General features: G+C 47.2%; 20 protein-coding genes. 7 read left to right on the top strand and 13 right to left on the bottom strand.

Features of this window, described 5'->3' with window-relative positions:
* Positions 1–5 precede the first annotated feature (5 nt).
* The 3 genes from IC612_RS00275 to tpx form a co-directional block, all read right to left on the bottom strand.
* Positions 6–419, bottom strand: a complete 414-nt coding sequence (locus IC612_RS00275; protein WP_194738169.1) for an SRPBCC domain-containing protein — start codon at positions 417–419, stop codon at positions 6–8.
* A 44-nt stretch (positions 420–463) separates the two neighbouring features.
* Positions 464–790: a cupin domain-containing protein gene (locus tag IC612_RS00270; RefSeq protein WP_194738168.1), complete on the bottom strand. Its 327-nt coding sequence runs from the start codon at positions 788–790 to the stop codon at positions 464–466.
* 113 nt (positions 791–903) lie between these two features.
* Positions 904–1,410: a thiol peroxidase gene (tpx, locus tag IC612_RS00265; RefSeq protein WP_194738167.1), complete on the bottom strand. Its 507-nt coding sequence runs from the start codon at positions 1,408–1,410 to the stop codon at positions 904–906.
* 184 nt (positions 1,411–1,594) lie between these two features.
* Between tpx and IC612_RS00260 the strand changes: the two genes are divergently transcribed.
* Both IC612_RS00260 and IC612_RS00255 read left to right on the top strand, forming a co-directional pair.
* Positions 1,595–3,811 carry an NADP-dependent isocitrate dehydrogenase gene (locus IC612_RS00260; protein ID WP_194738166.1) on the top strand — a complete coding sequence of 739 codons (2,217 nt, stop codon included), beginning with the start codon at positions 1,595–1,597 and terminating at the stop codon, positions 3,809–3,811.
* Positions 3,812–3,896: 85 nt separating this feature from the next.
* Entirely contained in the window at positions 3,897–5,441 is a 1,545-nt protein-coding gene (locus IC612_RS00255; protein WP_194738165.1) for a S41 family peptidase, read from the top strand.
* Here IC612_RS00255 and IC612_RS00250 read toward each other — a convergent pair.
* The 3 genes from IC612_RS00250 to IC612_RS00240 are packed head-to-tail and all read right to left on the bottom strand — an operon-like array spanning position 5,425 to position 8,790.
* Positions 5,425–6,075, bottom strand: a complete 651-nt coding sequence (locus tag IC612_RS00250; protein ID WP_194738164.1) for a hypothetical protein — start codon at positions 6,073–6,075, stop codon at positions 5,425–5,427. The genes IC612_RS00255 and IC612_RS00250 overlap by 17 nt on opposite strands.
* Positions 6,076–6,130: 55 nt before the next feature.
* Entirely contained in the window at positions 6,131–8,134 is a 2,004-nt protein-coding gene (locus IC612_RS00245) for a urocanate hydratase (RefSeq protein ID WP_194738163.1), read from the bottom strand.
* An 8-nt stretch (positions 8,135–8,142) separates the two neighbouring features.
* A complete protein-coding gene (locus tag IC612_RS00240; protein WP_194738162.1) occupies positions 8,143–8,790 on the bottom strand; it encodes a protein-L-isoaspartate(D-aspartate) O-methyltransferase in 648 nt (215 codons plus the stop codon).
* A gap of 125 nt (positions 8,791–8,915) precedes the next feature.
* On the opposite strand from IC612_RS00240, the gene IC612_RS00235 reads away from it, so the two are divergent.
* From IC612_RS00235 to IC612_RS00220, 4 genes are all read left to right on the top strand, one after another.
* Complete coding sequence (locus IC612_RS00235) at positions 8,916–9,893, top strand: Gfo/Idh/MocA family protein (RefSeq protein ID WP_194738161.1); 978 nt, start codon at positions 8,916–8,918, stop codon at positions 9,891–9,893.
* Positions 9,890–10,711 carry a M23 family metallopeptidase gene (locus IC612_RS00230; protein ID WP_194738160.1) on the top strand — a complete coding sequence of 274 codons (822 nt, stop codon included), beginning with the start codon at positions 9,890–9,892 and terminating at the stop codon, positions 10,709–10,711. The genes IC612_RS00235 and IC612_RS00230 overlap by 4 nt, the downstream gene beginning before the upstream one ends.
* Positions 10,712–10,735: 24 nt before the next feature.
* The gene (locus IC612_RS00225) at positions 10,736–11,632 is read left to right on the top strand and encodes a 3-hydroxyacyl-CoA dehydrogenase family protein (protein WP_194738159.1); all 897 of its coding nucleotides are present in this window, start codon (positions 10,736–10,738) and stop codon (positions 11,630–11,632) included.
* Between the two features lie 72 nt (positions 11,633–11,704).
* The gene (locus tag IC612_RS00220; protein ID WP_194738158.1) at positions 11,705–11,947 is read left to right on the top strand and encodes a hypothetical protein; all 243 of its coding nucleotides are present in this window, start codon (positions 11,705–11,707) and stop codon (positions 11,945–11,947) included.
* 93 nt (positions 11,948–12,040) lie between these two features.
* On the opposite strand, the gene IC612_RS00215 is transcribed toward IC612_RS00220, so the two are convergent.
* The 3 genes from IC612_RS00215 to dnaN all read right to left on the bottom strand — a co-directional run bounded on the left by IC612_RS00215 (position 12,041) and on the right by dnaN (position 16,232).
* Positions 12,041–12,448 carry an META domain-containing protein gene (locus IC612_RS00215; protein WP_194738157.1) on the bottom strand — a complete coding sequence of 136 codons (408 nt, stop codon included), beginning with the start codon at positions 12,446–12,448 and terminating at the stop codon, positions 12,041–12,043.
* Between the two features lie 123 nt (positions 12,449–12,571).
* A complete protein-coding gene (pheT, locus tag IC612_RS00210) occupies positions 12,572–14,974 on the bottom strand; it encodes a phenylalanine--tRNA ligase subunit beta (protein WP_194738156.1) in 2,403 nt (800 codons plus the stop codon).
* A gap of 130 nt (positions 14,975–15,104) precedes the next feature.
* Positions 15,105–16,232, bottom strand: a complete 1,128-nt coding sequence (gene dnaN, locus IC612_RS00205) for a DNA polymerase III subunit beta (RefSeq protein WP_194738155.1) — start codon at positions 16,230–16,232, stop codon at positions 15,105–15,107.
* Between the two features lie 133 nt (positions 16,233–16,365).
* Here dnaN and IC612_RS00200 point away from each other — a divergent pair, with 133 nt between their 5' ends.
* Complete coding sequence (locus IC612_RS00200) at positions 16,366–16,740, top strand: diacylglycerol kinase (protein ID WP_194738154.1); 375 nt, start codon at positions 16,366–16,368, stop codon at positions 16,738–16,740.
* A gap of 16 nt (positions 16,741–16,756) precedes the next feature.
* On the opposite strand, the gene IC612_RS00195 is transcribed toward IC612_RS00200, so the two are convergent.
* From IC612_RS00195 to IC612_RS00180, 4 genes are all read right to left on the bottom strand, one after another.
* On the bottom strand, positions 16,757–20,443 hold the full coding sequence (locus tag IC612_RS00195) for a phosphoribosylformylglycinamidine synthase (protein ID WP_194738153.1): 3,687 nt from the start codon (positions 20,441–20,443) through the stop codon (positions 16,757–16,759).
* An 87-nt stretch (positions 20,444–20,530) separates the two neighbouring features.
* Complete coding sequence (purB, locus tag IC612_RS00190) at positions 20,531–21,958, bottom strand: adenylosuccinate lyase (protein ID WP_194738152.1); 1,428 nt, start codon at positions 21,956–21,958, stop codon at positions 20,531–20,533.
* A gap of 159 nt (positions 21,959–22,117) precedes the next feature.
* On the bottom strand, positions 22,118–24,445 hold the full coding sequence (bglX, locus tag IC612_RS00185) for a beta-glucosidase BglX (RefSeq protein ID WP_194738151.1): 2,328 nt from the start codon (positions 24,443–24,445) through the stop codon (positions 22,118–22,120).
* Between the two features lie 2 nt (positions 24,446–24,447).
* Positions 24,448–25,185 (bottom strand): carboxylesterase family protein, encoded by a 738-nt coding sequence (locus IC612_RS00180; RefSeq protein ID WP_228512809.1) that lies wholly within the window; start codon positions 25,183–25,185, stop codon positions 24,448–24,450.
* Positions 25,186–25,188 lie beyond the last annotated feature (3 nt).

Raw genomic sequence — 25,188 nt, 5'->3', positions numbered from 1 at the left:
AGGCATCAATGCCGCTCGACATACGATTCGAACTGGCTGGAGAGTTCGTCCCAGAGTCGTTTCTGGGATTCCACAGTATTTTTCGTTTCTGGGTCTATAGCAAACTCCACCCTTGTAGTGGTTGGATCGATTGCATGGAGCGCGAAGCTAAGCGTGCGGCCCTCACGTAAGTCCACCTGCAATACATTCCCGGGGTCTACCCTGGAAATGGTACCTTTCAGCTCATACAGCTCTTTTGCATTCTTGGAAGCCATTTGGTATAAAAATTCTCCTCCCTCACGTAATGAGTTCACAGCCTGCTGGCCGTGCCAGTCGTTTTGAAGAGCAAACCATGCTTTCACATGTGTGGGTTCAACCAGAAGGTCCCAGACCTGCTTTTTGCCTTTTAAAAGCACTATTTCCTTTTTAATTTTTTCCATACCTAGGGCATTAGCTTCGTTAAATATAGCAAAAAACAAATGCTTTAGGGCCTAACCATGGTAAGAAGCATTTTCATGGGGCGCGTGGCATGCACGGCGTGGGGTACCGAGGCCGGGAGAATGATACTCTGGCCTTGCTCTACGGTAAAGCTACGCTCTTGGATGGAGATTTCCGCCTCTCCTTCAAGTACCTGGAGAAGGGCATCAAAAGGAGTGGTATGCTCACTTAAGCCTTCACCCATATCAAAAGCGAACAAGGTAATGTTTCCTCCTTGGTTCTTTAGGACCTGTTTACTGACTACTCCGCCTTTGCTGTATTCTATCTGTTGGGAAAAGGTAAAAAGGGAGGCTTTCTCAAATAATGGGGACATAGTTGTGCATTTTATATTAAAAAAAAAACAGGGCTGATCGCAAGGAGCCTTACACAGTGCACGTTTGCGAGCAGCTCCTGCAAGAGCGTCTGCTGATAGATAACAATTATAATTTAAGACGCAGAAGTTGCAGCATCGAGTGCTGCCTGGTAATTGGGCTCTTGGGCAATCTCACCTACTTGTTCGGTATAAATTACCTGCGCGTTTTCATCGGTAACGACTACCGCTCTGCTTAAAAGTCCTTCCATAGGACCGTCGGTAATACGCACTCCATAATCGTCGGCGAAATTGGACCTGAAATCCGACAGTGTCTCCACATGGTCAAGGCCTTCCGCGGCGCAGAATCTACCCAAGGCAAAAGGAAGGTCCTTGGAGACATTCACCACCACGGTATTTTCCAGCGCTCCCGCCTTCTCGTTGAATGCACGGGCCGAGGCTGCGCAGATACCGGTATCAATACTCGGGAAAATATTGTAAATCACTTTTTTACCTTTATAGTCCGAGAGTCTTTTCACCTCTAAATTTTCGTTCACCAACTCAAAATCCCGTACGGTGGTTCCCACTAAAGGTAATTCGCCCACGGTATGCACCGGCTGGCCCTTTAAAGTAATATTTGCCATAATTCTATTTTTATTATTGTTTGTACCAAAAATAACCAATTTACCCCTTAGAAACTTGCTTGTAAAGGTTAAATATATCTTAAAAAAGGTTTTTCTTCCTGGCTAATACCTTTCGTACAATACCGTATAATGGCTAAAAAAACATTAAATTTGTGGTTTTAATTTTATAAAAATTTACCAAATAATGTCACAGGCCAAAATTTACTACACCCTTACCGACGAGGCGCCTATGCTGGCGACGCATTCCCTTCTTCCTATTGTCAAAGCGTTTACCAAAACCGCAGAAATCACCATAGAAGTACCGGATATCTCACTCGCAGGACGTATACTCTCCACTTTTCCGGATTATCTCACCCAGGAGCAACAAATCCCGGATTATTTGGCCGCTTTAGGCGCACTGGCCACCACCCCTGAGGCCAATATCATCAAATTACCCAATATTTCCGCTTCCGTGCCCCAACTCGAAGAAGCCATCGCAGAACTTAAATCCAAAGGATTCGCTCTTCCGGACTATCCCTCAGAACCTAAGACTCCGGAGGAAGAGGCCATTAAGGCGCGATATGCCAAAGTGCTGGGCTCTGCCGTAAATCCAGTCCTAAGAGAGGGCAACAGCGACCGACGTGCTCCAAAATCCGTAAAAGAGTACGCAAAAGCCAACCCGCACCGTATGGGATCCTGGAGTGCTGAAAGCAAAACGGAAGTAGTCGCTATGGAAGAGGGAGATTTCTTTGGTACGGAAAACTCCACCACCCTGACCCAGGCCACATCCTACCGGATTGTATTTACGAGTCTAGAGGGGGAGCGTACGGTGCTTAAAGAACTCGCTCCTTTACAAAAGGGCGAGATTATCGATACTGCCGTGATGCGAATAAAGGCCCTTAAGGCCTATGTGCAAAGGGCCATAGCACGAGCAAAAGAACAGAATGTACTTCTCTCAGCGCACCTTAAAGCCACTATGATGAAGGTGTCCGACCCTATCATTTTCGGAGCTATTGTAGAGACCTATTTCAAAGACGTTTTTTCTAAATACCAGGATACTTTTGAGTCTCTAGATATTAATCCCAACTACGGACTAGCCACTCTTTACGAGAAAATACAAGGAGAAGAGAAACAGGAGCAGATCCAAAGCGCCATTACCGAGGCTATTACGCAGGGACCGCGCATCGCTATGGTGAACTCCGATCAGGGCATCACAAATTTCCATGTATCTTCGGATGTAATAGTAGATGCGTCCATGGCTGCACTGGTTAGGGCAGGAGGTAAAATGTGGAATAAGGACGGAAAGGAAGAAGACACCGTGTGTATGATTCCAGACCGCACCTATGCGGGCTTTTTTCAGGCTATCATCCAGGACATGAAACAACACGGAGCCATTGACCCTACCACTTTTGGATCGGTTCCTAACGTGGGTCTGATGGCGCAGAAAGCGCAGGAATACGGATCACACGACAAAACCTTCCAAATGAGGGCAGAGGGAACCGTAACGGTGGAAAGCGAGCAGGGAGAGGTACTATTGCAGCAGGAGGTAGCCCCAGGGGATATCTTCCGTATGTGCCAGGTAAAAGACCTTCCTATTCAGGACTGGGTAAAACTGGCCGTCAACCGTGCAAGGCTGTCCAATACCCCAGCGGTATTCTGGCTCGATAAGGGCCGCGCGCACGACAGACAAATGATTACTAAAGTAGAGACCTACCTGAAGGACCACGATCTTACTGGCCTGGACATCCGTATAATGGATATCAAGGACGCTATGAGATTCACTCTGGAGCGTGCTAGGGAAGGAAAAGACACCATATCTGTCTCTGGAAATGTACTTAGGGATTACCTAACCGACATGTTCCCGATCTTAGAACTGGGAACCTCGGCAAAAATGCTCTCCATAGTGCCTCTTATGAACGGCGGAGGACTTTTTGAGACCGGTGCCGGTGGATCTGCACCTAAGCACGTGGAGCAGTTTCTTAAAGAAGGGTACCTGCGGTGGGATTCCTTAGGGGAGTTCTTAGCCCTGCAGGCCAGCCTGGAGCATCTGTCCCAAACACAAAACAATACCAAAGCAGCAGTACTAGCCAAGGCACTTGATCAGGCCAATGCCCAATTCCTTGCCAAGGACAAATCGCCTGCACGTAAGTTGGGTGGTATAGACAATCGGGGTTCACACTTTTACCTTGCCCTCTACTGGGCGCAGGCACTGGCTTCCCAGAGTGAAGACAAGGATCTGGCTGCAACTTTTGCTCCCGTAGCAGAGCAGCTTCAAAAAGAGGAAAAGACCATAAGCGACGAACTGATCGCTGCGCAGGGAAGCCCCCAGCATATAGAGGGGTACTACTACCCTACCTTCGCTCTGACCGATAAGGCCATGCGCCCAAGCACCACGCTGAACCAAATCATCTCTCTGCTTTAAATTTTCAACTCCGCTACGGCGGAGTTTTTTTTTATCGTATCGTTCCAATAGGAACAAATGTTTATTTTTGACTAAAACACTCTCCTTGAAAAAACGGCTTTCATTAGTTCTTCTCACCGCCATGCTTTCCTGCACCAGTGTGCAGAAGCACAACAGCAGGTTGGACACGCCTCTGGAACCCTTCCAACTGCACCAAGACGTGGAGTATGCCCTGGAGCAGCTTGAAAAATTACATCCAGAACTCTACGGATATACACCCAAAGAAACGTTCTACTTTAAGAAGGATTCCCTAATAGAGACCTTGAACAGGCCACTCACTCCACGCGAGTTCTATTTTAGGCTGGCTCCACTTATTACCGAAGTACGTCAGGGCCATCTGCAGCTACAACCTGCGCAAAGGCGTTCTACTATTAAAGAGTCCAAGGCGTTAAAAAACAAAAAAGGATTGCTTTCCGAGTTCTCCTACCAGGTTAAAGACGGGCGCATCTACATCAAAGCCGTAAAGGATCCCTCCTTGGCCCACTACAACCAGTCCGAACTCACTCAGATAGAAGGAAAATCCGCCAGTGAACTACTGCAGTCCTACAGCAGACTGGTAAGCCGTGACGGCTACAACACCACATTTTTGCCCTACGCGCTGGCCCGGCGCTGGCCCGTATATTATACGGCCGAGCACTCTTTGAACGATTCACTGCAACTTACCCTTAAAAGGAATGATTCCCTGCAGCAACTCACTCTGGTACGTGCTCCCAAGACTCCACAGGATCTAAAGGAGGATCAGCAGGAGAAAAAGAAAAAAGCAGCGGAAAAGACCCGGGACTATAATCCCCTTACAAAATCCTACAACCGCACGTTGGAATACCTCGATGCCGACCGCAAGGTAGCACTCCTTAAAATACGTAGTTTTTCCTATAGGGGCGCACGTAGTTTTTATAAGTCCAGTTTTCAGGAGCTCAAAGACAACCGTACGGAGCACCTTATTCTGGACCTTCGTAATAACTTAGGGGGGTCTCTGGCAGAAATTCATGATCTCTACTCCTACGTAAGTCTGGAGCAGCGCTTTAAACTCATTGAACCCATAGAATTAAATAGCCGTAGTTCACTTCTTCACAGCAGTTACCAGAGACTATTCCCTAAAGTATTAAGACCAGTTATGTGGACTTTCTACATTCCCTACCGTCTGGGCTCCTATCTACTGGTACGAAAACACCAAGACCGGTATGTATTCTCAAGTACCTACTGGACCTACCCCAAAAAACCAAAAAAGACAGCCTATACGAAATCTCTCTATGTTCTGGTCAATGGCAGCAGTTTCTCCGCAGCCTCTACCCTGGCCAGCAAACTCCAGAGCGCAGGGAGGGCAGAGATCTTAGGCGAAGAAACAGGAGGTGCTGCAAACTGGGCGGTGGCCGGACAATACGCCGTGAAGCAACTACCCCACAGTAGGCTGCTTCTCCCTATTGGACTTATGAAGGTAACGAGCTACACCCACGGAAAAGAGCATAGAAAAGGCCACGGTGTAGATCCCGACCTTAACCTACCTACAGATTCCCTTCTGCCTGGCACATCGCGTGATGCTGCCGTAGATAGGATCCTTAAGAGAATCTCCAGACCTAAAACTCAAAGATAAATCCAAAGTAAGGCAGCGGCGTGGAGCGGTCGTTCTGCGCAGTCTCCAGCTGGTATATTTGCTGCTCCCTTTGGGCATCGGGGTTGGTTATGATGCCATTACCCTGCGCATCACGTGATAGGGCAAGTACCGGCAGTCTGCTGGGATTATCGGAACCATAGGCATTGACCACATCAAGATAGAAGGTAAATTGCCAGGAGGGAAACGTCCATTTCTTCTCTGCGCGCAGATCCAGTTGGTGCACCAGATTTCCCCGCTGAGAATTGAGCAGAGTAAAGTCCTTCACCGGCGCATTGGCTACGTTCCATACCACCACCCGTGCACTTTGTGAAAGGTCGTAAGGGGTCTCAGGCAAGGCACTTTGCAACCGGAACCTTGCAGCCAAGTTCCAGTCTCTTTTAAGGTATTTTCCTGCCGTGAGGGAAAGTATGTGCCTACTGTCCCAACTTGATGGTTCGTAGGTACCTTGAGCATTGGTAAACTCCGAATACCCTAGTGTATATGCCATTATTCCGTAGAAATCATTTAAGGTCCTCTTTTGTGCCAAAAGTTCCACACCGTAGGTATGCGCCAGCTGAAGACAGTTGCGCACCCTATCGGAATCCAAAGGTTGGGAAGTATCAAATTTGCGCACGGCCCGACGGCGCCTGATGGCATCTGCAGTTTCCGTAATTGTAGTTTGTTAGGGTTTATAGGGAGCTAAGTAAGCCGGGATCTACCCGATTAGGCAGTGTCACGCGTAGCTGAGGCTCTCTCTCCATGGCTCGCTTAATGGCATCCATAGCTCCCTCATTACGCGCCCAGCTACGCCGGGCTATACCGTTGTTAACGTCCCAAAAAAGCATGGATTCCAAACGGCGCTGCGATTCTTTACTTCCATCCAGCAGCATGCCAAACCCTCCGTTGATTACTTCTCCCCAACCTACACCACCTCCATTGTGTATGGAAACCCAGGTAGCTCCACGGAAACTGTCTCCAATGACATTCTGTATGGCCATATCTGCGGTAAAACGTGATCCGTCGTAGATATTGGAAGTTTCCCTGTAGGGAGAATCTGTTCCCGAGACATCGTGGTGGTCGCGGCCCAGTACTACCGGACCAATCTCCCCACGCGCAATTGCCTCATTGAATGCCTGAGCAATCTGAATCCTACCTTGGGCATCGGCATAAAGTATTCGCGCCTTGGAGCCCACCACCAATCGGTTGGCTTTCGCTCCTTGAATCCACTGAATATTATCGGCCATTTGTTGGGCAATCTCACTCGGAGCCTGCCTAGCTAATTGCTCCAGCACCTCAAGGGCCAAGGCATCGGTTTTGTCCAGATCCTTTTCACTACCACTTGCGCATACCCAACGGAAAGGTCCGAACCCATAATCAAAACACATGGGACCCATGATGTCCTGCACATAGCTAGGGTACTTATATTCCCTTCCAAGGGTAGGCTCGGAGGCCATTACGTCGGCCCCTGCCCTTCCCGCTTCTAGCAGGAAGGCGTTTCCGTAATCAAAGAAATATGTTCCTTCGCTGGTATGGGAGGCGATGGCTCGTGCGTGTCTTCTTAGGCTCTCTTGTACATGGGCTTTAAAGGCGCTGGGATCCTGGGCCATCATACGGTTGGACTCCTCAAAACTCAAGGAGACCGGATAGTACCCACCGGCCCACGGATTATGGAGGGAGGTCTGATCCGAGCCGACCGCGATGAAAATTCCCACCTCTTTAAAATATTCCCACACCTCTACTACATTTCCTAAGTAGGCAAGAGAAACGGCCTCTCCATTATGCTGTGCCTTTTGCACGCGCTTAGTGAGTTCTTGTAGGTCGGAGAATATCTCGTCAATCCAGCCCTGGGCGTGTCGGATTTGGGTTATTTTTGGATTCACCTCCGCGCAAACCGTGATACAGCCTGCGATAGTACCCGCTTTAGGCTGGGCTCCTGACATTCCCCCTAACCCCGAGGTAACAAATACATTTCCCTGTGGTTTAAGGCCTATCTTGCGAAACGCATTGAGCACCGTGATGGTGGTTCCGTGCACAATACCTTGGGGACCGATATACATATAGCTACCTGCTGTCATCTGCCCGTATTGACTTACCCCAAGGGCATTAAACCGCTCGTAGTCGTCTGCCTGCGAATAATTAGGGATTACCATCCCGTTAGTCACTACTACGCGGGGGGCATCGGGGTGGGACGGAAAAAGTCCCATAGGATGTCCCGAATACATCACCAAGGTTTGGGTGGGTTCCATTTCCGACAAGTACTTCATCGTAAGAAGATACTGGGCCCAATTACTAAAGACCGCACCATTCCCTCCATAGGTGATCAGTTCCTCGGGGTGTTGTGCTACCTGGGGATCAAGATTATTATGAATCATCAACATTATAGCCTGCGCCTGGAGCGATTTACCGGGATACTCGGAAATACTGCGCGCATAGATGGGATAGGTAGGACGAAAGCGATACATATAGATCCTACCGTAGGTACGTAATTCGGTCAAGAACTCTCCTATTAATTCTTCGTGCCATTTTGCCGGGAAATAGCGCAGTGCATTTTCCAGGGCGAGTTTTTCTTCCTGTGCAGTGAGAATTTGCTTTCTGTGGGGCGCCCTGTTCACGGAAGGGTCCAGTGGCCTTGGTTCGGGTAAGTTCTCAGGAATCCCCTGTTGTATTAACTTTTTGAAATTCGTTTCTTCCATAGTACATATTAGTTAGTCGATCCCAGCATCGGTACAAACCGGTACCGCCCGAAAGACTCTTTTTCAAATTCCGTTGGTGCAATTTTGGTGAATCGATACAGTATCTGTTCCTGCAAAGGACCTAGGGGAATCACCATCCTCCCGCCTACTTTCAGCTGTTTTAACAGCTCGCTTGGAAGCTGCTGCGCACCACAGGTCACTAAAACACTGTCAAAAGGAGCAAACGTGGGCAGGCCCTGAAAGCCATCGCCAAAACTTTGAAACTTAGGCCGTAGTCCTATCTCCTTTAAGGTTTTGTGGGAAAAATCAAACAGCTCCTTTTGACGCTCCACGGAATATACCTGCAGACCCATCGCTACCAAGACCGCCGTTTGGTACCCACTACCGGTCCCAATTTCCAGTACCTTGTCTCCTTCTCTAGCCTCAAGCAACTGGCTTTGCTCCGCCACGGTGGAGGGATGGGAAATCGTTTGGTTCGAAGCGATGGGAAAGGCTCGGTCCTGATAGGCGTATTCATGAAAAATGCTTTCTAGAAACAGATGTCTAGGCACCTGCTCCATGGCACGCAGAACCAGCGGGCTAGTAATGCTGCAGTGGTCCCTGAGGTACTCCACGAGCTTCTTCCGGTGTCCCTTATGTAAAAATGAATCCTGCATCTAACAAAAGTAAAGATTTAGAGTCATTCCTACCAGAGTTAAACCGAGAAAAAAGCGACTGCAAGGGCAGGCCGATACGGTAAATTCCTGAGCTAATTACTATATTTACACAAATTATCTATACCATGTTACGAGCGGGTCTTGTGGGTGCTGGACACCTGGGGAAAATTCATTTGAAACTACTGGAGCAAAGTGAGAAATACTCGCTTGTTGGATTCCACGATGCCGATCCACACGTGGGAAAGGCCATTGAAAAAGAGCTGGGATACCGTTATTTTGAAGATTTCGATTCCCTTCTCGAGCAAATCGACATGCTGGACATTGTCACCCCAACTCTTTACCATTACGACTATGCACTGAAAGCAATCGCAGCGGGCAAACACTTCTTTTTGGAAAAGCCGGTAACCCAAACGCTCGAGCAGGCTAAGGACATTGTATTTCTTTGTAACAAATACGGCATCAAAGCCCAGGTAGGCCATGTGGAGCGCTACAATCCCGCATTCATTGCCACCCGGTCCTACATACAGAATCCCATGTTCATTGAAATCCACCGGTTGGCAGAATTCAATCCCCGCGGTACGGACGTATCGGTAGTACTGGACCTGATGATCCACGATCTGGACATCCTTTTAAGCCTAGTGAAGTCAAAAATCAAGCAGATACATGCCAGCGGTGTTTGTGTGGTTTCCAAAACACCAGACATCACCAATGCCCGCATTGAATTTGAAAACGGTTGTGTGGCCAACCTAACCACTTCACGTATTTCTATGAAAGCCATGCGTAAATCCCGCTTTTTCCAGCAAGATGCCTATATTTCGGTAGATTTTCTGGAAAAAAAAGCCGAAGTGATTCGTATGAAGCCGGTAAGTGCCCAGAGTTCTCCATTCGATATGATCATAGAAAATGCTGAGGGGGAGAAGAATCAGATAGTTTTTGAGTATCCGCAGATCGAATCCAACAATGCAATCTTGGACGAACTTAACGCCTTCGCACAAGCAATAGAAAACAACCAGCATGTAGAGGTCTCCTTAGAAGATGGTATGCTGGCCTTGGAGGTAGCCTTAGAGATTATGCGACTTATCACCAAGGAAAATCCGCAATGACAGTATTGCGCACTGCCCTACTACTTTTTACGCTTTGTTCCCTACTACCACTCTATGGACAGGGAAAATTTCAGGTACGATTTTACCACGAAATTAAGGGGTACCAAGCTATACTCTATGCCGACAATGAGGAGTACACCCCCATATCCAGTCAGCTAACTTTGCAACTAATCGGCATGAAGTCTAAGCTTAAATCAGGCGATACCGTGGTATTATCTCCCCGTACGCAGCGCCAGGAAATCACGCGATTTAACCCCATCAATAAGGGAAAAACCCACTTCCATTATAAAACACTCTCCAATTACGGGGACACCAGAATAAAGCACTACGACAGCCTATATATCTATTCCCTACCTTTTAAGCAGGGAGCTTCATATGCGGTAGGACAGGGCTACAATGGTACGCGTACCCACCAAGGAATCCATGCGCTGGATTTTGCGATGCCAGAAAAAAGCCCCGTGCATGCTGCTAGAGAAGGCCGAGTGGTCTTTGTCCAGGACCAACATACCACGCACTGCTATAGGCCGGAGTGTGCTAAGTACAATAATGAAATAATCGTCCTGCACGAAGACGGTACTTTTGCACAGTACACCCACCTTTATCCTCAGAGCGCAGTGGTAGAAAAGGGACAGTATATTGAGAAAGGCGGCCTTCTGGCAAAAAGCGGAAATACAGGATATTCCAGTGGACCGCATCTGCACTTTGGGGTATACTTACACCGCATTTCTGGGCAGAAAGTGTATCTACCGACCTATTTTGAAACCCACTCTAAGGAAAGAACCCTGCTGGAGGAGCACAAAACGTACAGAAACAAATAACACCTAATAATAAATCAAAATCCAATGAAACAAGTTGTAGTAATCGGCGCAGGAACCATGGGAAATGGAATTGCCCATACGTTCGCACAAAGCGGTTTTAGCGTCTCTTTAGTGGATGTATCGGCCTCAGCGCTGGAAAAAGGAATGCAGACGATTGAAAAGAATTTGGACCGCATGGTGTCCAAGCAGACCATTTCTTCCCAAGACAAAGACAACACCCTTGCAAATATTAATACCTATACCGAGCTCTCCCAGGCTGCGAGGCAAGCGGAACTCATTGTGGAAGCTGCAACAGAAAACAAGGAACTGAAATTTCGCATATTTAAAGAAATGGACTCTCTGGCTCCTGAGGGATGTATCCTTGCTACCAATACTTCCTCCATTTCCATTACTGAGATAGCCTCCGTTACACAGAGACCGGATAAAGTGATAGGAATGCACTTCATGAATCCGGTTCCGGTCATGAAGCTGGTAGAAGTGATCAAAGGGTATTCTACTTCAAAGCAGACTTTCGAACAGATCTACAACCTCTCTGAAACCTTGGGAAAAGTGCCGGTAGAGGCCAACGACTATCCTGGTTTTGTCGCCAACCGTATACTGATGCCAATGATTAATGAAGCTATTGAAACCCTCTACAACCGAGTAGCGGGTGTCCAGCAAATCGATACCGTTATGAAATTAGGAATGGCGCACCCAATGGGACCGCTGCAACTTGCCGATTTCATTGGTTTGGACGTATGTCTTGCCATTCTCAATGTACTGTACGATGGCTTTAAGAACCCTAAATATGCACCCAATCCTTTACTGGTCAATATGGTGCAGGCTGGAAAATTAGGCGTGAAGTCCGGAGAGGGTTTCTACGACTACTCCCAGAGCAAAAAAGCAGAGAAAGTATCCACAATGTTCGGACCCGAATTTTAACATAATTTAAAAAACGCTCCACCTTCGCTAAAGCAAATTTGTTTATCTTTGATTAAAATAAACCCTAAGAAAATGAAATTACCTAAATTTTTACTTGCCGATAATTCCGAAATGCCGGAAGATTTATTTGTAGTACACACCGAATATCCACGTTTCATCCTTAACGTAGAAGAGGAAGAAGTAGAATGGTTGGATGATTTGGAAGGTGACGATGAGGAAACCATGGCCGATGAAGCTACCAAGGTGGTAGAACAAGCTTTCGTATGGTGTGATGAGGAACTTGCTAAATACGACGAAGAAGAAGACGAGGAATAATTTCCCTACGAATTCATACACAAAGGCCAACCCTAAATTCATTAAGGTTGGCCTTCTTTTATGGAGTGTGGACAAAAGCCCACTAAAGAAAATCTATGGAGTAAAACGATTGAATTTCATCAACAGCAAATTGCCCTTATAGAGCTCAAGTACTCCCTGATTCACAACATAGGTATCCACCTGGGAAAGAGCCTGCAGAAAGTTTGTTTCAGTCATCATATCCTCACAAGCCATTTTTGTCGAGCCTATACGAGTTACGGAAAAACCACCATTAGAGGCGTTGAGAGAAAGCGTACCGAAATAATTATTACATCCCGCATTTCCTGAGATGCGGTCCTGCTCGAGAATAAGGGTGGGCGTCTTGCCTTTTACCTGGTCCGCCAGTTGCCACTGCGTGGAACTGATCGCTACTTGTTTAGAACCTACCTTACTTCCCGATGGGAGTACATTACACGAAACTACAAGCACAAATAACAGTGCGAACAACAGTACTTTTTTCATAAACAGGTATTTAATTCAAATTTAAGAAATAAAAACGGAATGCCTATTGTAAATCAGACGCTCTGAGACTACCGTTACAAAGCACATGCCACTTGCCTTCCAGTTCTTACAGCTACGAAAGTACTACCCTCTTAGCTGCGCCGTAAATTTCTTTTCGAAGAGTGCAACAAGTTGCTGCATCACCTGTGCGATTTCCTTTTCTTCTAGGGTCTTTTCTTCACTAAGCAAAGAAAAGTTCAGCGCATAGGATTTTTTTCCCTCTGGGAGGTTTGCCCCTTCGTATACATCGAAAAGCCCCACAGAGCGTAAATACGGCGAATTAATACTGTATGATGCCTTTTGCAGTTCCCCAAACGTAGTAGTGGAATCCACCAGTAGAGCAAGATCCCTTCGTACCGCATTAAATTTCGGAAGGGTCCGGAACTTCAGCTGCGTTTCTAAAAGCAAACTGTGGAGATTCTCAAGCTCTAGCTCTGCATAAAAACAGTCCTGTGCCAGGTCAAATTCCTTACACAGTGCAGTGGAAACTTGCCCCATCCGGGCCAGCGTTTTACCCTGGGCCTGGATCTGGAGTCCTTGGACAAAACGGCTGTCTTCAAGATGCTCTTCCTCCAATGGAAGGGTGAGTTTCTCTAAAAGAAGCAGTACATAAGACTTCAGATAGTAAAAGTCACTCACTACCTTCTTCTGTATCCAGTTCTCTGTATTTTCTTTACCGGTAAGTAGTAGTGCAAGCTGCTTTCTTTCCTGGTAACCATCCTCTTTATAATAAATCTTACCCAGTTCGAATAACTTAAGGTCCGAAGACTTACGGTTGCTGTTGTATGCGGCGTTCTCCAGCAAACCTTCCAGTAAAGATTGGCGCATCATAGCCAGCTCATTGGAGAGGGGATTTAATAATTTTACTGCTTTAGGAGTATCTTTTAGGGAGGTGAGGGAGTTATTCATCACTTCGAAAAAACCATTTCCTTGAAGCATCCGCGCAAGATAATTCTCCAGCTGCTCCTTGGTTGATTTCTCTTTTTTATGCGGCGTGAAATTAAATTTTGAAGGTGCCTCTACTTTATTGTAGCCGTAAATGCGAAGTACCTCCTCGATTACATCGATCTCGCGGGTGACATCCGCTTTGAAAGCAGGTACCTGAAGTTCCAGTCCGTTAGTGATCTCATTGAGTATAACAATCTCCAAAGAACGAAGAATTTCTTTGACCTTCTCGCGGTGTATCTTTACTCCTAAGATCAGATCCAACATGGAGTAACGAAGAACCACATAATGCCCTGTGTCGGATAGCGTATCGGCTTCCAGAATGCTTCCAACAAGGGAACCTCCTGCAATCTCCTGTATAAGGTGTACCGCCATGCCCAGGGCGCTGCGAACCATTTCCGGATCTACCCCGCGCTCAAATCGAAATGAGGCATCGGTACTAAGACCATGGGCCTTAGCTGCTTTACGTACTGCAACGGGGTCAAAGTAGGCACTTTCCAAAAAGACCGTGGTAGTGGAACTCTCCACTCCAGAATTTTTTCCACCAAAAACACCGGCAATACAGAGTGGGTTATTTTCACCGTCCTTAATAAGTATCTCCGTACCCTGAAGTATACGCTCCACGCCGTCGAGTGTGGTAAAAAGCGTTCCATTAGGAACTGTTCCAACCCGTACCTGCGCTTTTTTTATTTTCGCAGCATCGAATGCATGAAGTGGTTGTCCCACACTGTGCAGGATATAGTTGGTAATATCTACTACGTTGTTTATCGGTGCAAGACCTATAGAGCGGAGTCGGTTTTGGAGCCACTCTGGTGATTCCTCTACGGTTACGTTCTCAAGCACGGCGCCTAGATAACGTGGTGCTAATTCACTATCCTCCACTACTAATGAAATACCGCTCTCACCTTCTGATTCCAGGGAGAATTTAGAAGGCTTTTCCAGTTGGGATTTTAAGGCGTTCGATGTGAGATAGGCGTGAAGATCCCGTGCCACACCGTAATGGGACATGGCGTCGGTGCGGTTTGGAGTAAGTCCAATTTCAAGAATCTGATCCGAAACCAAATCAAAGTACTGTGAAAGAGGCGTACCTACCTGGTACTTGGCGGGATCCAGAACTAGTATACCGCTTTGGTCTTCGCCAAGGGAAAGTTCCTTCTCCGAGCAGAGCATCCCTTGGGACTTCTCTCCGCGGATTTTAGCTTCCTTGATTACCAGTTCCTGTCCTTGGTCGCCATACAAAGTTGTACCTACCGTTGCCACTGCCACGGTTTGGCCTGCAGCCACGTTGGGCGCTCCACAGACAATGGAAAGAATTTCCCCTCCACCCACATCTACCGTTGTGGTATTTAGTTTGTCTGCATTGGGGTGCTTTTGACAGGTGAGTACCTTCCCTACCAGCACTCCAGAAAGCCCTCCAGGGATGCTCTCGTACGGAGTGATACCTTCCACTTCCAGGCCTATGTCGGTGAGAAGTTCCCCAATACGTTCGGTCTTGAGGTCCGTTGTTATATAATCTTTTAGCCAGTTACTGGAGATCTTCATGCAGTCTGTGTTTTGCGTTAATTTCGAGTGCAAATATCGTGAATTTAGGGCACACAGGAAAATTATGCCTCCAAAATACAAAAGATCCGAACGTGGGTTCGGATCTCATTAGTTTGTTTGGGAGTATTCCTTACATGCCGATCACAGGCATGGATAGCATTAAAAGATGCTCACTCTGCTCCAGTCCATCAAGAGGTTCTACAATTCCCGGACGGTTTGGCTGGGAAAGTTTCATGGTAATATCCTCCGAAGTCAATACTGTTAGCATTTCCGTTAGAAACTTCGAACTGAACCCTATATTGATATCCTCACCATTGTAATCACAAGGAATCTGCATGTCCGCTTTATTTGCAAACTCGGTATCCTCCGCATGAAGGTGTAGAATATTGCCTGAAAGCTTGAAACGAACTTGATTAGTAGACTTATTGGACATGATGGATGCTCTACGAATAGCGCCGAGCAATAAATTACGATTGATTATAAGCACATTAGGACTTTCCTTAGGAATAACCGCAGCATAATTAGGGAACTTCCCGTCAATCAGCCTACAAATCCATACATGAGTGGAGAAGGAAAATTTAGCCATATTATCACTGAATTCGATCACAACATCCTCTGAGGAATTGGAAAGTATACCTCTGAAAAGGCTCAGGGGCTTCTTAGGTAGGATGAATTCCATAGGTTCGGCTACCAAGTCTTTGCGGCTGTATACCACCAGGCGGTGGGAATCCGTGGAAACAAAATTGGTTTCGTTCTCCGTAAACTGGAAAAGTACTCCGGTCATCATCGGGCGAAGCGAATCGTTGGAAGTGGCAAAAAGGGTATTGGACAGTGCCTCTGAGAGCACTCCCGCCGGAAGGGTCACACTGCGCGCCGCATCAAATTCAGGAAGTTCAGGGTAGTCCTCGGCATTGTCAAGCGCCACGGCGAAATTGTCCTTCTCGTCAAGAATCTCAAGTAAGCTTCCTCCCGATTCTGGATTGTCTTTTACCGAAAGGGTCAGCGGCTGCTCGCCGTAGGTTTTTAAAAAGTCCTGAAATATTTTTGCCGGTACAGCTATCTTTCCGCTGTTCTCGGACTTTACCTCAAGGGAAGTAACCAGCGTAGTCTCCCCGTCCGATGCAGTAATCTGAAGACTGTTCTGCTCCAGTGTGAACAGATAGTTTTCCAGGATAGGCCGGGATTGTGAATTGGATATCACTCCACTGACGGTTTGAAGCGCTTTTTGCAGTTCTCCACTTGAAACAATAAACTTCATAGATTTGAATTAATTTTTACAAATATAACAAATTGACTCTACATTAGACCATAGGAAACATTTACTTTTTAGGATTCAAGCCGCAGAACTCTCTGCCTGTTTCCAGTCTCTATAAATCTCTTATCTTTACTCTATGCGCAGTAAAAAAACTTCCTTTGCCAGCAGCCTAAGCAATGCCTTGTCGGGCCTTGTACACCTTCTACGCTCTGAGCGGAATTTTCAGATTGAGGTGGCAGCTCTTCTACTAAATCTTGTACTGATCGTAGTACTAGAAGTACCGCTTTTAAAGACATTGATGATTCTCTCGGTCTGTCTTTTGGTTCTCTTTGCCGAGACACTTAATACGGCGGTAGAAAAACTCTGCGACGCTTTGCATCCTTCCCACCATCCCATCATAGGTCTTGTGAAGGACCTATGCGCAGGAGCTGTTTTACTCTGCGCCGCACTGGCACTCATTGTAGGAGTTGTAGTATACTACCCCTACGTTGCAGCTCTTTTACTGCGGTAAAACAGTGGGCTGTGCTCTACCCCTTGAAATAGAGTACGCCGTTTCGGAAAATATTATGATAGTCTGCACCTGGAATATTGCGCATCAGGCCTTTTGCTACGCGTTCCGGATGACTCATCCTTCCGTAAATTTTTCCGTCTCTTGAAGTCACACCCTCGATTCCCATAAGCGAATTGTTCGGGTTGAAAGGCATGCCATGGGCCACCTGTCCTTCCAAATCCACATACTGCGTTGCCACCTGTCCCGCTTCAAACAAGGATGCAAGCACCGACTCCGAGGCAACGAAACGGCCCTCTCCGTGCGATATAGGGACTGTGAAGACCTTACCTTTATCGCCTGTAAGCCAAGGACTTTGGTCGTTGAGTACCTTTACATGAACCATCTGGGAGATATGCCGACCGATGGCATTGTGCGCTAGAGTCGGTGAATTTTGATCTAAATCCCTTATGCGTCCATAAGGCAGCAAACCAGACTTCACAAGGGCCTGAAAACCGTTGCAAATTCCTAAAATCATCCCGTCGCGCTCTAAGAGAGCAGCAATGGCATCCTGCATGCGATCGTTCTTTAGAACGTTGACAATGAATTTAGCACTACCATCCGGCTCGTCCCCTGCAGAAAATCCTCCAGAAAAAACCACGATCTGCGAACGCTCTATATGTTCTACCCAAGTAGCAATGCTTTCATTGAGATGCTGGGCAGAAAGATTCACCAGTGGGGAACTAACCACGCGGGCGCCCTCCTGTGCAAAGGCATTCTGGGTTTCGTATTCACAGTTGGTTCCCGGGAAAATAGGTGCAAATACCTGCGGAGTTCCAAAGCCATGCTTCTTGATCACGACCTGTAGACCTGTTGCCTTCCCTGCGGGTGGCTCTAGAATCACTCTGGTCTTTTCTTTAGTGGGAAAGAGCTCCTCAAAAGTAGAGGTATAAGCTGATAACAGATCATCAATTTCCATCACTTCCCCATTGATCTCTAAAAGTGAAGAAGAGCAGACCGTTCCAATTTTCTTAAGCAGCGGATGGTCTATTTCGCCTTGGGCCTCAAGTACCAAAGAACCAATGTTTTTCTCAAACAGGACCTGCTCCTGAGCCGTAACCTTCGCTCCTAATTTGTTTCCAAACGACATTACGGACAGTGCGCCGGCAAGGCCTCCGTCTTTAATGGTCTTGGCCGCTACGATGCTCCCCTCTGCAATGGCTTTGTGCACTAGGTCGTAGACCTCTTTCAGTTCCTCGTAGTTAGGCATTGCATCCCTTTGTGCTTTGTGGTGGTAGAAGTATAGGGTGTTTCCGGGTGATTTAAATTCCGGAGAAATGATATGGCTTTTTCTGCCGTGCGCACAGGCAAACGAAATAAGGGTCGGAGGAACAGTCAAATCCTGATACGTTCCACTCATACTGTCTTTTCCGCCTATGGCAGCAAGTCCTAGTTGCATCTGTGCATCGAAGGCCCCCAGTAGCGAAGAGAGTGGTTTGCCCCATTTACTGGAGTCGGTGCCTAGCTTCTCAAAATATTCCTGGAAACTCAGTCGTATATTTTTTCGCTCCCCACCCATGGCCACCACTTTGGCCACACTTTCCACTACGGCGTACGAGGCGCCGAGCAGAGAATTTTGTTCGGACAGGTAGGGGTCAAATCCCCAGCTTGCCAGAGAAACCGTCTCTATGTCCCTGGCTCCTAACACGGGGAGGGTCTGGACACTTCCTTCCATGGGCGTCTGCTGAAAGGTTCCTCCAAAAGGCATGGCTACAGTGGTAGCACCTACCGAGGAATCAAACATTTCACTTAGGCCTTTCTGGGAGGCAGTATTGAGTTGCTTAAGTTCTTCTTTGAGCGCGGTCATGGAGAAACTCTTTGGAATGCTTTGCACTGGCTTAAGGTGGGTAACCTTTGCTGCTTGTACTTTCTTGCACCCATTGGTATCTAGAAATTCCCTGCTTAGATCTACAATTTTCTCTCCTCTCCAATACATACGCAGCCTTCCGGTATCTGTGATTTCAGCAATAGTGAAGGCGTGAATGTTCTCCTTTGCACACAGTTCAATAAACTTTTTCTCCTGGCCGGCCGAGACGACCACGGCCATGCGCTCCTGGGATTCGGAAATAGCGAGTTCTGTACCATTGAGTCCCTCATACTTCAAAGGCATGGTATCTAGATTAATCTCCAGACTTTGGGCTATCTCCCCAATGGCCACGCTCACTCCCCCTGCACCAAAATCGTTGGATTTTTTAATAAGTTTGGTGACCTCCGGATTGCGGAAAAGACGCTGAATCTTGCGCTCCTCGACCGCATTACCTTTTTGCACCTCCGTAGAGAGAGTGTGTATGGAGGTCTCGTCCTGCTCTTTACTGCTTCCTGTTGCGCCACCCACACCGTCTCTTCCGGTAGCTCCTCCCAGAACTATGACTTTATCACCAGGCACAGGCGTCTCACGGCGCACCCAATCCTGTGGTACGGCCCCAACTACAAACCCTACTTCCATACGCTTGGCCTTATAGCCAGGATGGTAAATTTCACTTACCTGTGTGGTGGCAAGTCCGATCTGGTTTCCATAGGAAGAATATCCGTTGGCTGCCTGTTTGGAAATGGTTCTCTGTGGCAGTTTGCCCTTGAGGGTTTGGTCGAGAGGTTCCAGCACATTGGCAGCGCCCGAAAGACGCATCGCTTGGTAGACATAGGAACGTCCCGAGAGGGGATCCCTGATGGCGCCTCCAAGGCACGTCGAAGCACCCCCAAAGGGTTCTATCTCGGTGGGGTGGTTATGGGTTTCGTTTTTAAAGAGAAGGTACCAAGGTTCCTTCCTACCGTCGTATTCGGCCTCTATTTCTACCGTACATGCATTGATTTCTTCGGAGATTACCAAGTTAGACAGCTGTGCGTTCTGGTAGAGGTATTTAGCAGCTAAAGTACCGATATCCATAAGGGAAATCGAGCGGTGCTCTCGCCCTAAGGCTCTGCGCGTCTGCTTGTAGTGGGTAAAGATTCGCTCGAGAACCTCCTTGTAGGGGCCTTGGAATTCAATGTCTGTAAGCTCCGTTTCAAAGGTGGTATGTCGGCAATGGTCACTCCAGTAGGTATCTAGCATTTTTAGCTCGGTCTGCGAGGGATCTCTCTTCTCAGAAATAAAATAACTCTGGATATGATACAAGTCGTCTAGGCCAAAGGAAAACGCTTCCTGATAGTAAAACGCTTCCAGTTCGCTGGGGCCCCAGGTAGTAAAGCCCTCGTGGTAGAGTACTGGTTGTGGCGTACTTTGCGTCGGGATTTCCAGTATCTGAAGGTCTTTTTCCTGACTCTCCACTTTATTGATTAGAGACTTTGCCACCTCCTCTACCACCGCCTTGGAAGCTCCGAGTACTTCAATGAGCTTTCCACTGCGCACCTGCGCCGTAGTATTACCGGTTAGAAGTGCAATGCACTGCTGCGCGGAGTCCGCTCTCTGGTCGTACTGTCCCGGAAGGTATTCCATCGCAAAATAGTGGGCCTGGGCAGGATTTTCCTCATGGAGCTGATCCATCACCGGGTCCACGAAGGTGCTGTATAGAGCTTTCTCATACTGGCTAGGTTCAATACCAAAAATATCGTAGATATTATACACCTTAACCCCAGTGATGGAGGAATCTATCGATTTAATCTCGTCCATCACTTTAGGACTTTCTACATCAAAGAGACCACGCTTCTCAACAAATATTCTTTTTTTCATAGCAGTTCTTCCTCACAGGGAATAATAAATGGCATCTTACAACAAGGCCGTTTAAAAAAATATGCAGCCCAGAAGACTGCATGTAGGTTACACTTTAAGTTCGGTCTGCATGCCCAGATCCTGAGCGTACTTTTTCAGCAGAGGCGCTATTTCGTTATCAATAAATTCCTGCGTCTGGACGGGTGCGAAGCCAATAAAATTCTTAGGGTCCAGTACCTGCATCAACTTGGTCTTGTCCAGGCGCAGCGTAGTATCTGCAAGAATCCGCTCCAAGAGGTCGTTTTCCTCTCCGTCCATCTTAACCTTCTTGCTTGCTTCCATAGAGTGCTGACGGATAATTTCATGGATCTCTTGTCGGTCACCTCCAGCCTTGACCTCTTCCATGATGATGTATTCGGTAGCCATAAAAGGAAGCTCTTCCATGATATGTTTCTTGATACGGTTGGGATATACCACAATTCCGTTCAGGATGTTGTGCCAGATAAGAAGAATCGCATCCACGGCCAGAAATGCCTGTGGGATGGTGAGTCGTTTGTTTGCACTGTCGTCCAGGGTGCGTTCGAACCATTGCGTGGAAGCCACCATTGCAGAGCTCGATGAGAGGGACATAACATACTTGGAAAGCGCTCCGATACGCTCCGAGCGCATCGGATTTCTTTTATAAGCCATTGCGGAAGAACCTATTTGGTCCTTTTCAAACGGCTCCTCTATTTCTTTTAGATTCTGGAGCAGACGTAAATCATTGGTAAACTTATGGGCCGATTGCGCAATATTGGAGAGCAGTGCCACCACTTTGGCATCTACTTTACGGTCGTAGGTCTGACCCGAAACGCCAAACACTTTTTCAAATCCAAACCTTCTGGAAAGTTCTCGGTCCAGATGCTGTACCTTGGAATAATCCGACTCGAAGAGTTCCAAAAAACTTGCTGCCGTACCGGTAGTACCTTTTACACCGCGAAAACGCAAGGTATCGAGGAAAAACTCCATCTCTTCCAAATCCAAAACAAGTGACTGAAGCCATAAGGTGGCTCTCTTTCCTACGGTGGTTAATTGGGCCGGTTGAAAATGGGTGAATCCCAGTGTAGGGAGATCCTTATACTCCAGCGCAAAGTCCTTAAGACTTTCCATCACGTTGACCAGTTTCTTACGTAGTATGAGAAGACCGTCGCGAATCTGAATTAAGTCTGTGTTGTCTCCAACGAAAGCCGATGTAGCGCCCAGATGAATAATGCCCTTAGCTCCTGGGGCAGCATCACCGTAGGTGTGGACATGGGCCATTACATCGTGCCGAAACTTCTTTTCGTACTTGGCAGCCAGATCGTAATCAATCAAGTCCTGAGCCGCTTTAAGCTCATTTATCTGTGCCTCGGTAATATCCAGACCTAAATCCTTCTGGATCTCTGCCAAAGCAATCCATAGCTTTCGCCAGGTGCGGAACTTATTGTTGTGGGAAAAGTTAAAAAGCATCTCCTCACTGGAATAACGCTCCTCCAAAGGATTTTTGTACGAATTCATCGAAATTAGTCGTTTTTTGATCTACGACAAAATTAGTCAAATTTCTCGAGAAAGAAAAGAATTGCGGCAGGGAGTACGTAGCAAATTATACTGTCTCAAAAGAAAAACTGCCCCTGAATACGTAACGTACAGGAGCAGAATTCTATGATTGATTTTTACTTATTTGGACCAGTAGATGCGTTTGGATTTTACCTCAGCGGAATTAGTTCCTACCATGATATCAAATTCACCTTCTTCCCACTCGTAATTAAGCTTGTGGTCGTAAAACTTCAGATCTTCCGGGGTCAGGGTAAAAGTAACGGTTTTGGTTTCTCCCTTCTTAAGCAGCACCTTCTCAAACCCTTTCAGTTCTTTCACAGGACGGGTATTGGAACCTACCAGGTCCCTAACATATAGCTGTACCACTTCGGCACCATCGTACGATCCTGTGTTAGAGACATCCACGCTTACCTGGAGTTTGTCGTTTCCTTTAGGACGCTCTTTGGAGACGCGCGGCTCCGAATAGGTAAACGAGGTGTAGCTTAATCCATAACCAAAAGGATAAAGCGGAGTATTACACTCGTCCATGTAGTTGGCACGGAATCGTTCGTATTCACATTTCTCTACTTTCTGCGGATTCAATGGCCTTCCCGTATTCTTATGGTTGTAGTAGATAGGAACTTGTCCCAGGCTTCTAGGGAATGTCATCGGGAGTTTACCCGAAGGATTCACTTTTCCAAAAAGCACATCGGCTATTGCCAGTCCTGCCTCGGTTCCAGGAAACCACGCATTTAGTATAGCATCCGGAGTTTCGTGTACGTTGGATAGTGCAAGTGGCCTACCAGTGAATAGTACCATGGCGATGGGTTTACCGGTTTTCTTAAGAGCCTCGAGTAAATCGACCTGCGTCTGAGGAATGGTAATTTCCGCTCTTGAAGAGGATTCTCCGCTCATTTCGGCACTCTCACCAATAGCCAAGACAATGACATCGGCTTTGGAGGCAACTTCTACGGCTTCCTTGAGTAGTACTTCTTTACCACGATTATCGCGGTCTACCACCTTACCGTGTGCAGCGTAAATATTCTCCAACTTCTCTGAATCTTCCACGTTGGAGCCTTTGGCCGTAAGTATTTTCACGTCTTTACCTACCACCTGCTTCAAACCATCTACTAGCGTGACAGCCGAACCGTGTTTGGTTGCAACACTCCAGGTTCCGGGCATATTCACCGAGTTATTAACCAATGGGCCTATAACAGCTACAGTTCCCTGTTTCTTCAATGGAAGTACCTGATTGTCATTCTTCAGTAAGACCATACTCTGCGCCGCTATGCTGCGCGCTGCGTCACGGTTCTTCTGGCTGAACACTTCTTTCTTGGCTTCCGCTGCATTGCCGTACCGGTACGGATCCTGGAAAAGACCCAAATCGTATTTGGCTTCCAGAATTCTACGTGCAGCCTGGGTAATTTGCGCCTCGCTCACCTTTCCTTCCTTCAAGGATTTTTCCAATGTAGTGAGAAAGCCTTCCCCTACCATATCCATATCAATTCCCGCATTGAGTGCAAGAGCAGAAGACTGCTGCAGATCTCCCATGCCGTGTTCCACCATTTCGTTAATTCCGGTATAATCCGTTACGATAAAGCCGTCAAAGCCCCATTTCTTGCGAAGGACCTCGTCCATCAGCCATTTGTTACCTGTCGCTGGTATTCCATCCACCTCATTGAAGGACGCCATAACCGAGCCTACCCCGGCATCCACAGCGGCCTTGTACGGAGGGAAATATTCATTGAACATACGGGTATGGCTCATATCCACCGTGTTGTAGTCCATCCCACCTTCCGGTGCTCCGTAAAGAGCAAAGTGTTTCACACAGGCAAGGATGGTGTTTTTAAGGGCCAGATCTTTTCCTTGGTATCCATACACCATGGCTTTTGCCACTTCACTGGCTAGGAATGGGTCTTCGCCGCTACCTTCCGAGACTCTTCCCCACCTGGGTTCCCTAGAGATGTCCACCATAGGAGAAAAGGTCCAGTTAATCCCGTCCGCTGCAGCTTCCCTTGCGGCAATCTGCGCAGACTGCTGGACCAGGTCCGTATCCCAAGTAGCTGCAAGACCTAAGGGAATCGGAAAAGTGGTCTCATATCCATGGATCACATCCATGCCAAAGATCATAGGGATCTTTAGGCGGGATTTTTCCACAGCAACTTTCTGTACTGCACGAATTTTGTCTGCCCCCTTGATATTGAAAAGTCCTCCTACCAGGCCCTGCTCTATTTTCTTTCCAATATTGGAACTCTGCGCCTGTCCGGTAGTAAAGTCTCCTGAGGTAGGAAGATTAAGCTGACCGATCTTCTCTTGAAGCGTCATCTGGGCAATTAAATTATCAATAAAAGCCTTTTTAGTGGATTGGTACTGAGCCGTTTGGAAGGTCTGTACCGGTTGGTTTATAATCTGCTGTGCCATAAAGAGTGGTGAAAGGCTGAGCAGTGCAATTCCAATGAATTTTTTCATAACTATTTTTTTGAATTACTTACTATTTGAGGTTTTCTCTGCGAGAGCAACCAGCGGTAAAATGCCGGATCGGAATAAGTGGAGTCCCACGAATTATGATTATCGTCTGGGAAGATAATTAGTTCCACATTAGGATTGATACGTTTGATCTTTTGGTACATATCAATTGAGGTCATTGGCGATACAATATCGTCGTTACCACCATGGAAGATTTTTATAGGAAGGTCTTTGTACTGGTGGATGGTAGCCTGCATCCAGCGATCGGAAGGAGCACAGACCGGGGCCAGAGCTGCAAAGAGCTCAGGATGTTCATTGGCAAGTTTCCAACTTCCCCATCCCCCCATGGAAAGACCGGTAAGATAAATCCGGGACCTGTCGATATTGTAGCGCGTAGCAATATCTTCAATTAGGTGGTATACGGCCTGGGTATCCCACCACTCGTTAAGTGGGGTTTGTGGGGCCAGCAGTGCTACGGGTTCTCCCAGTAGCGATTTGTAGTTAAAAGGTCCGTGCGCTTTGGCTTTTTCCAAATCGTCCCCCCGTTCACCAGAACCGTGGAGAAATACAATAAGAGGAAGTTTACCCTTTACATCCTTAGGGTAATCTAGTACATACCCGATCTTTTTTTCCTCGGTGATCTTTTGGTCAAAATACGCTTTAGTTTCCTGAGCCTTTGCTAGGGTTCCCCCTAAGGAAATAGAGAGCAGACCCAGCAGTAGTGTTTGTTTTATACGCATCATGGT

Source organism: Planobacterium oryzisoli (assembly GCF_015354315.1).
Classification (GTDB): domain Bacteria; phylum Bacteroidota; class Bacteroidia; order Flavobacteriales; family Weeksellaceae; genus Planobacterium_A; species Planobacterium_A oryzisoli.
Note: the sequence above shows the minus strand (reverse complement) of the source record. Positions and strands in the feature narration are given on the sequence as shown.

Coding starts and splice junctions, on each gene's coding strand:
- bglX (WP_194738151.1), bottom strand. CDS start 24,445: ATGAAAAAATTCATTGGAATTGCACTGCTCAGCCTTTCACCACTCTTT.
- IC612_RS00200 (WP_194738154.1), top strand. CDS start 16,366: ATGCGCAGTAAAAAAACTTCCTTTGCCAGCAGCCTAAGCAATGCCTTG.
- IC612_RS00240 (WP_194738162.1), bottom strand. CDS start 8,790: ATGCAGGATTCATTTTTACATAAGGGACACCGGAAGAAGCTCGTGGAG.
- IC612_RS00260 (WP_194738166.1), top strand. CDS start 1,595: ATGTCACAGGCCAAAATTTACTACACCCTTACCGACGAGGCGCCTATG.
- IC612_RS00220 (WP_194738158.1), top strand. CDS start 11,705: ATGAAATTACCTAAATTTTTACTTGCCGATAATTCCGAAATGCCGGAA.
- IC612_RS00215 (WP_194738157.1), bottom strand. CDS start 12,448: ATGAAAAAAGTACTGTTGTTCGCACTGTTATTTGTGCTTGTAGTTTCG.
- IC612_RS00195 (WP_194738153.1), bottom strand. CDS start 20,443: ATGAAAAAAAGAATATTTGTTGAGAAGCGTGGTCTCTTTGATGTAGAA.
- IC612_RS00235 (WP_194738161.1), top strand. CDS start 8,916: ATGTTACGAGCGGGTCTTGTGGGTGCTGGACACCTGGGGAAAATTCAT.
- IC612_RS00275 (WP_194738169.1), bottom strand. CDS start 419: ATGGAAAAAATTAAAAAGGAAATAGTGCTTTTAAAAGGCAAAAAGCAG.
- dnaN (WP_194738155.1), bottom strand. CDS start 16,232: ATGAAGTTTATTGTTTCAAGTGGAGAACTGCAAAAAGCGCTTCAAACC.
- IC612_RS00180 (WP_228512809.1), bottom strand. CDS start 25,185: ATGATGCGTATAAAACAAACACTACTGCTGGGTCTGCTCTCTATTTCC.
- IC612_RS00225 (WP_194738159.1), top strand. CDS start 10,736: ATGAAACAAGTTGTAGTAATCGGCGCAGGAACCATGGGAAATGGAATT.
- pheT (WP_194738156.1), bottom strand. CDS start 14,974: ATGAAGATCTCCAGTAACTGGCTAAAAGATTATATAACAACGGACCTC.
- tpx (WP_194738167.1), bottom strand. CDS start 1,410: ATGGCAAATATTACTTTAAAGGGCCAGCCGGTGCATACCGTGGGCGAA.
- IC612_RS00230 (WP_194738160.1), top strand. CDS start 9,890: ATGACAGTATTGCGCACTGCCCTACTACTTTTTACGCTTTGTTCCCTA.
- IC612_RS00270 (WP_194738168.1), bottom strand. CDS start 790: ATGTCCCCATTATTTGAGAAAGCCTCCCTTTTTACCTTTTCCCAACAG.
- IC612_RS00245 (WP_194738163.1), bottom strand. CDS start 8,134: ATGGAAGAAACGAATTTCAAAAAGTTAATACAACAGGGGATTCCTGAG.
- purB (WP_194738152.1), bottom strand. CDS start 21,958: ATGAATTCGTACAAAAATCCTTTGGAGGAGCGTTATTCCAGTGAGGAG.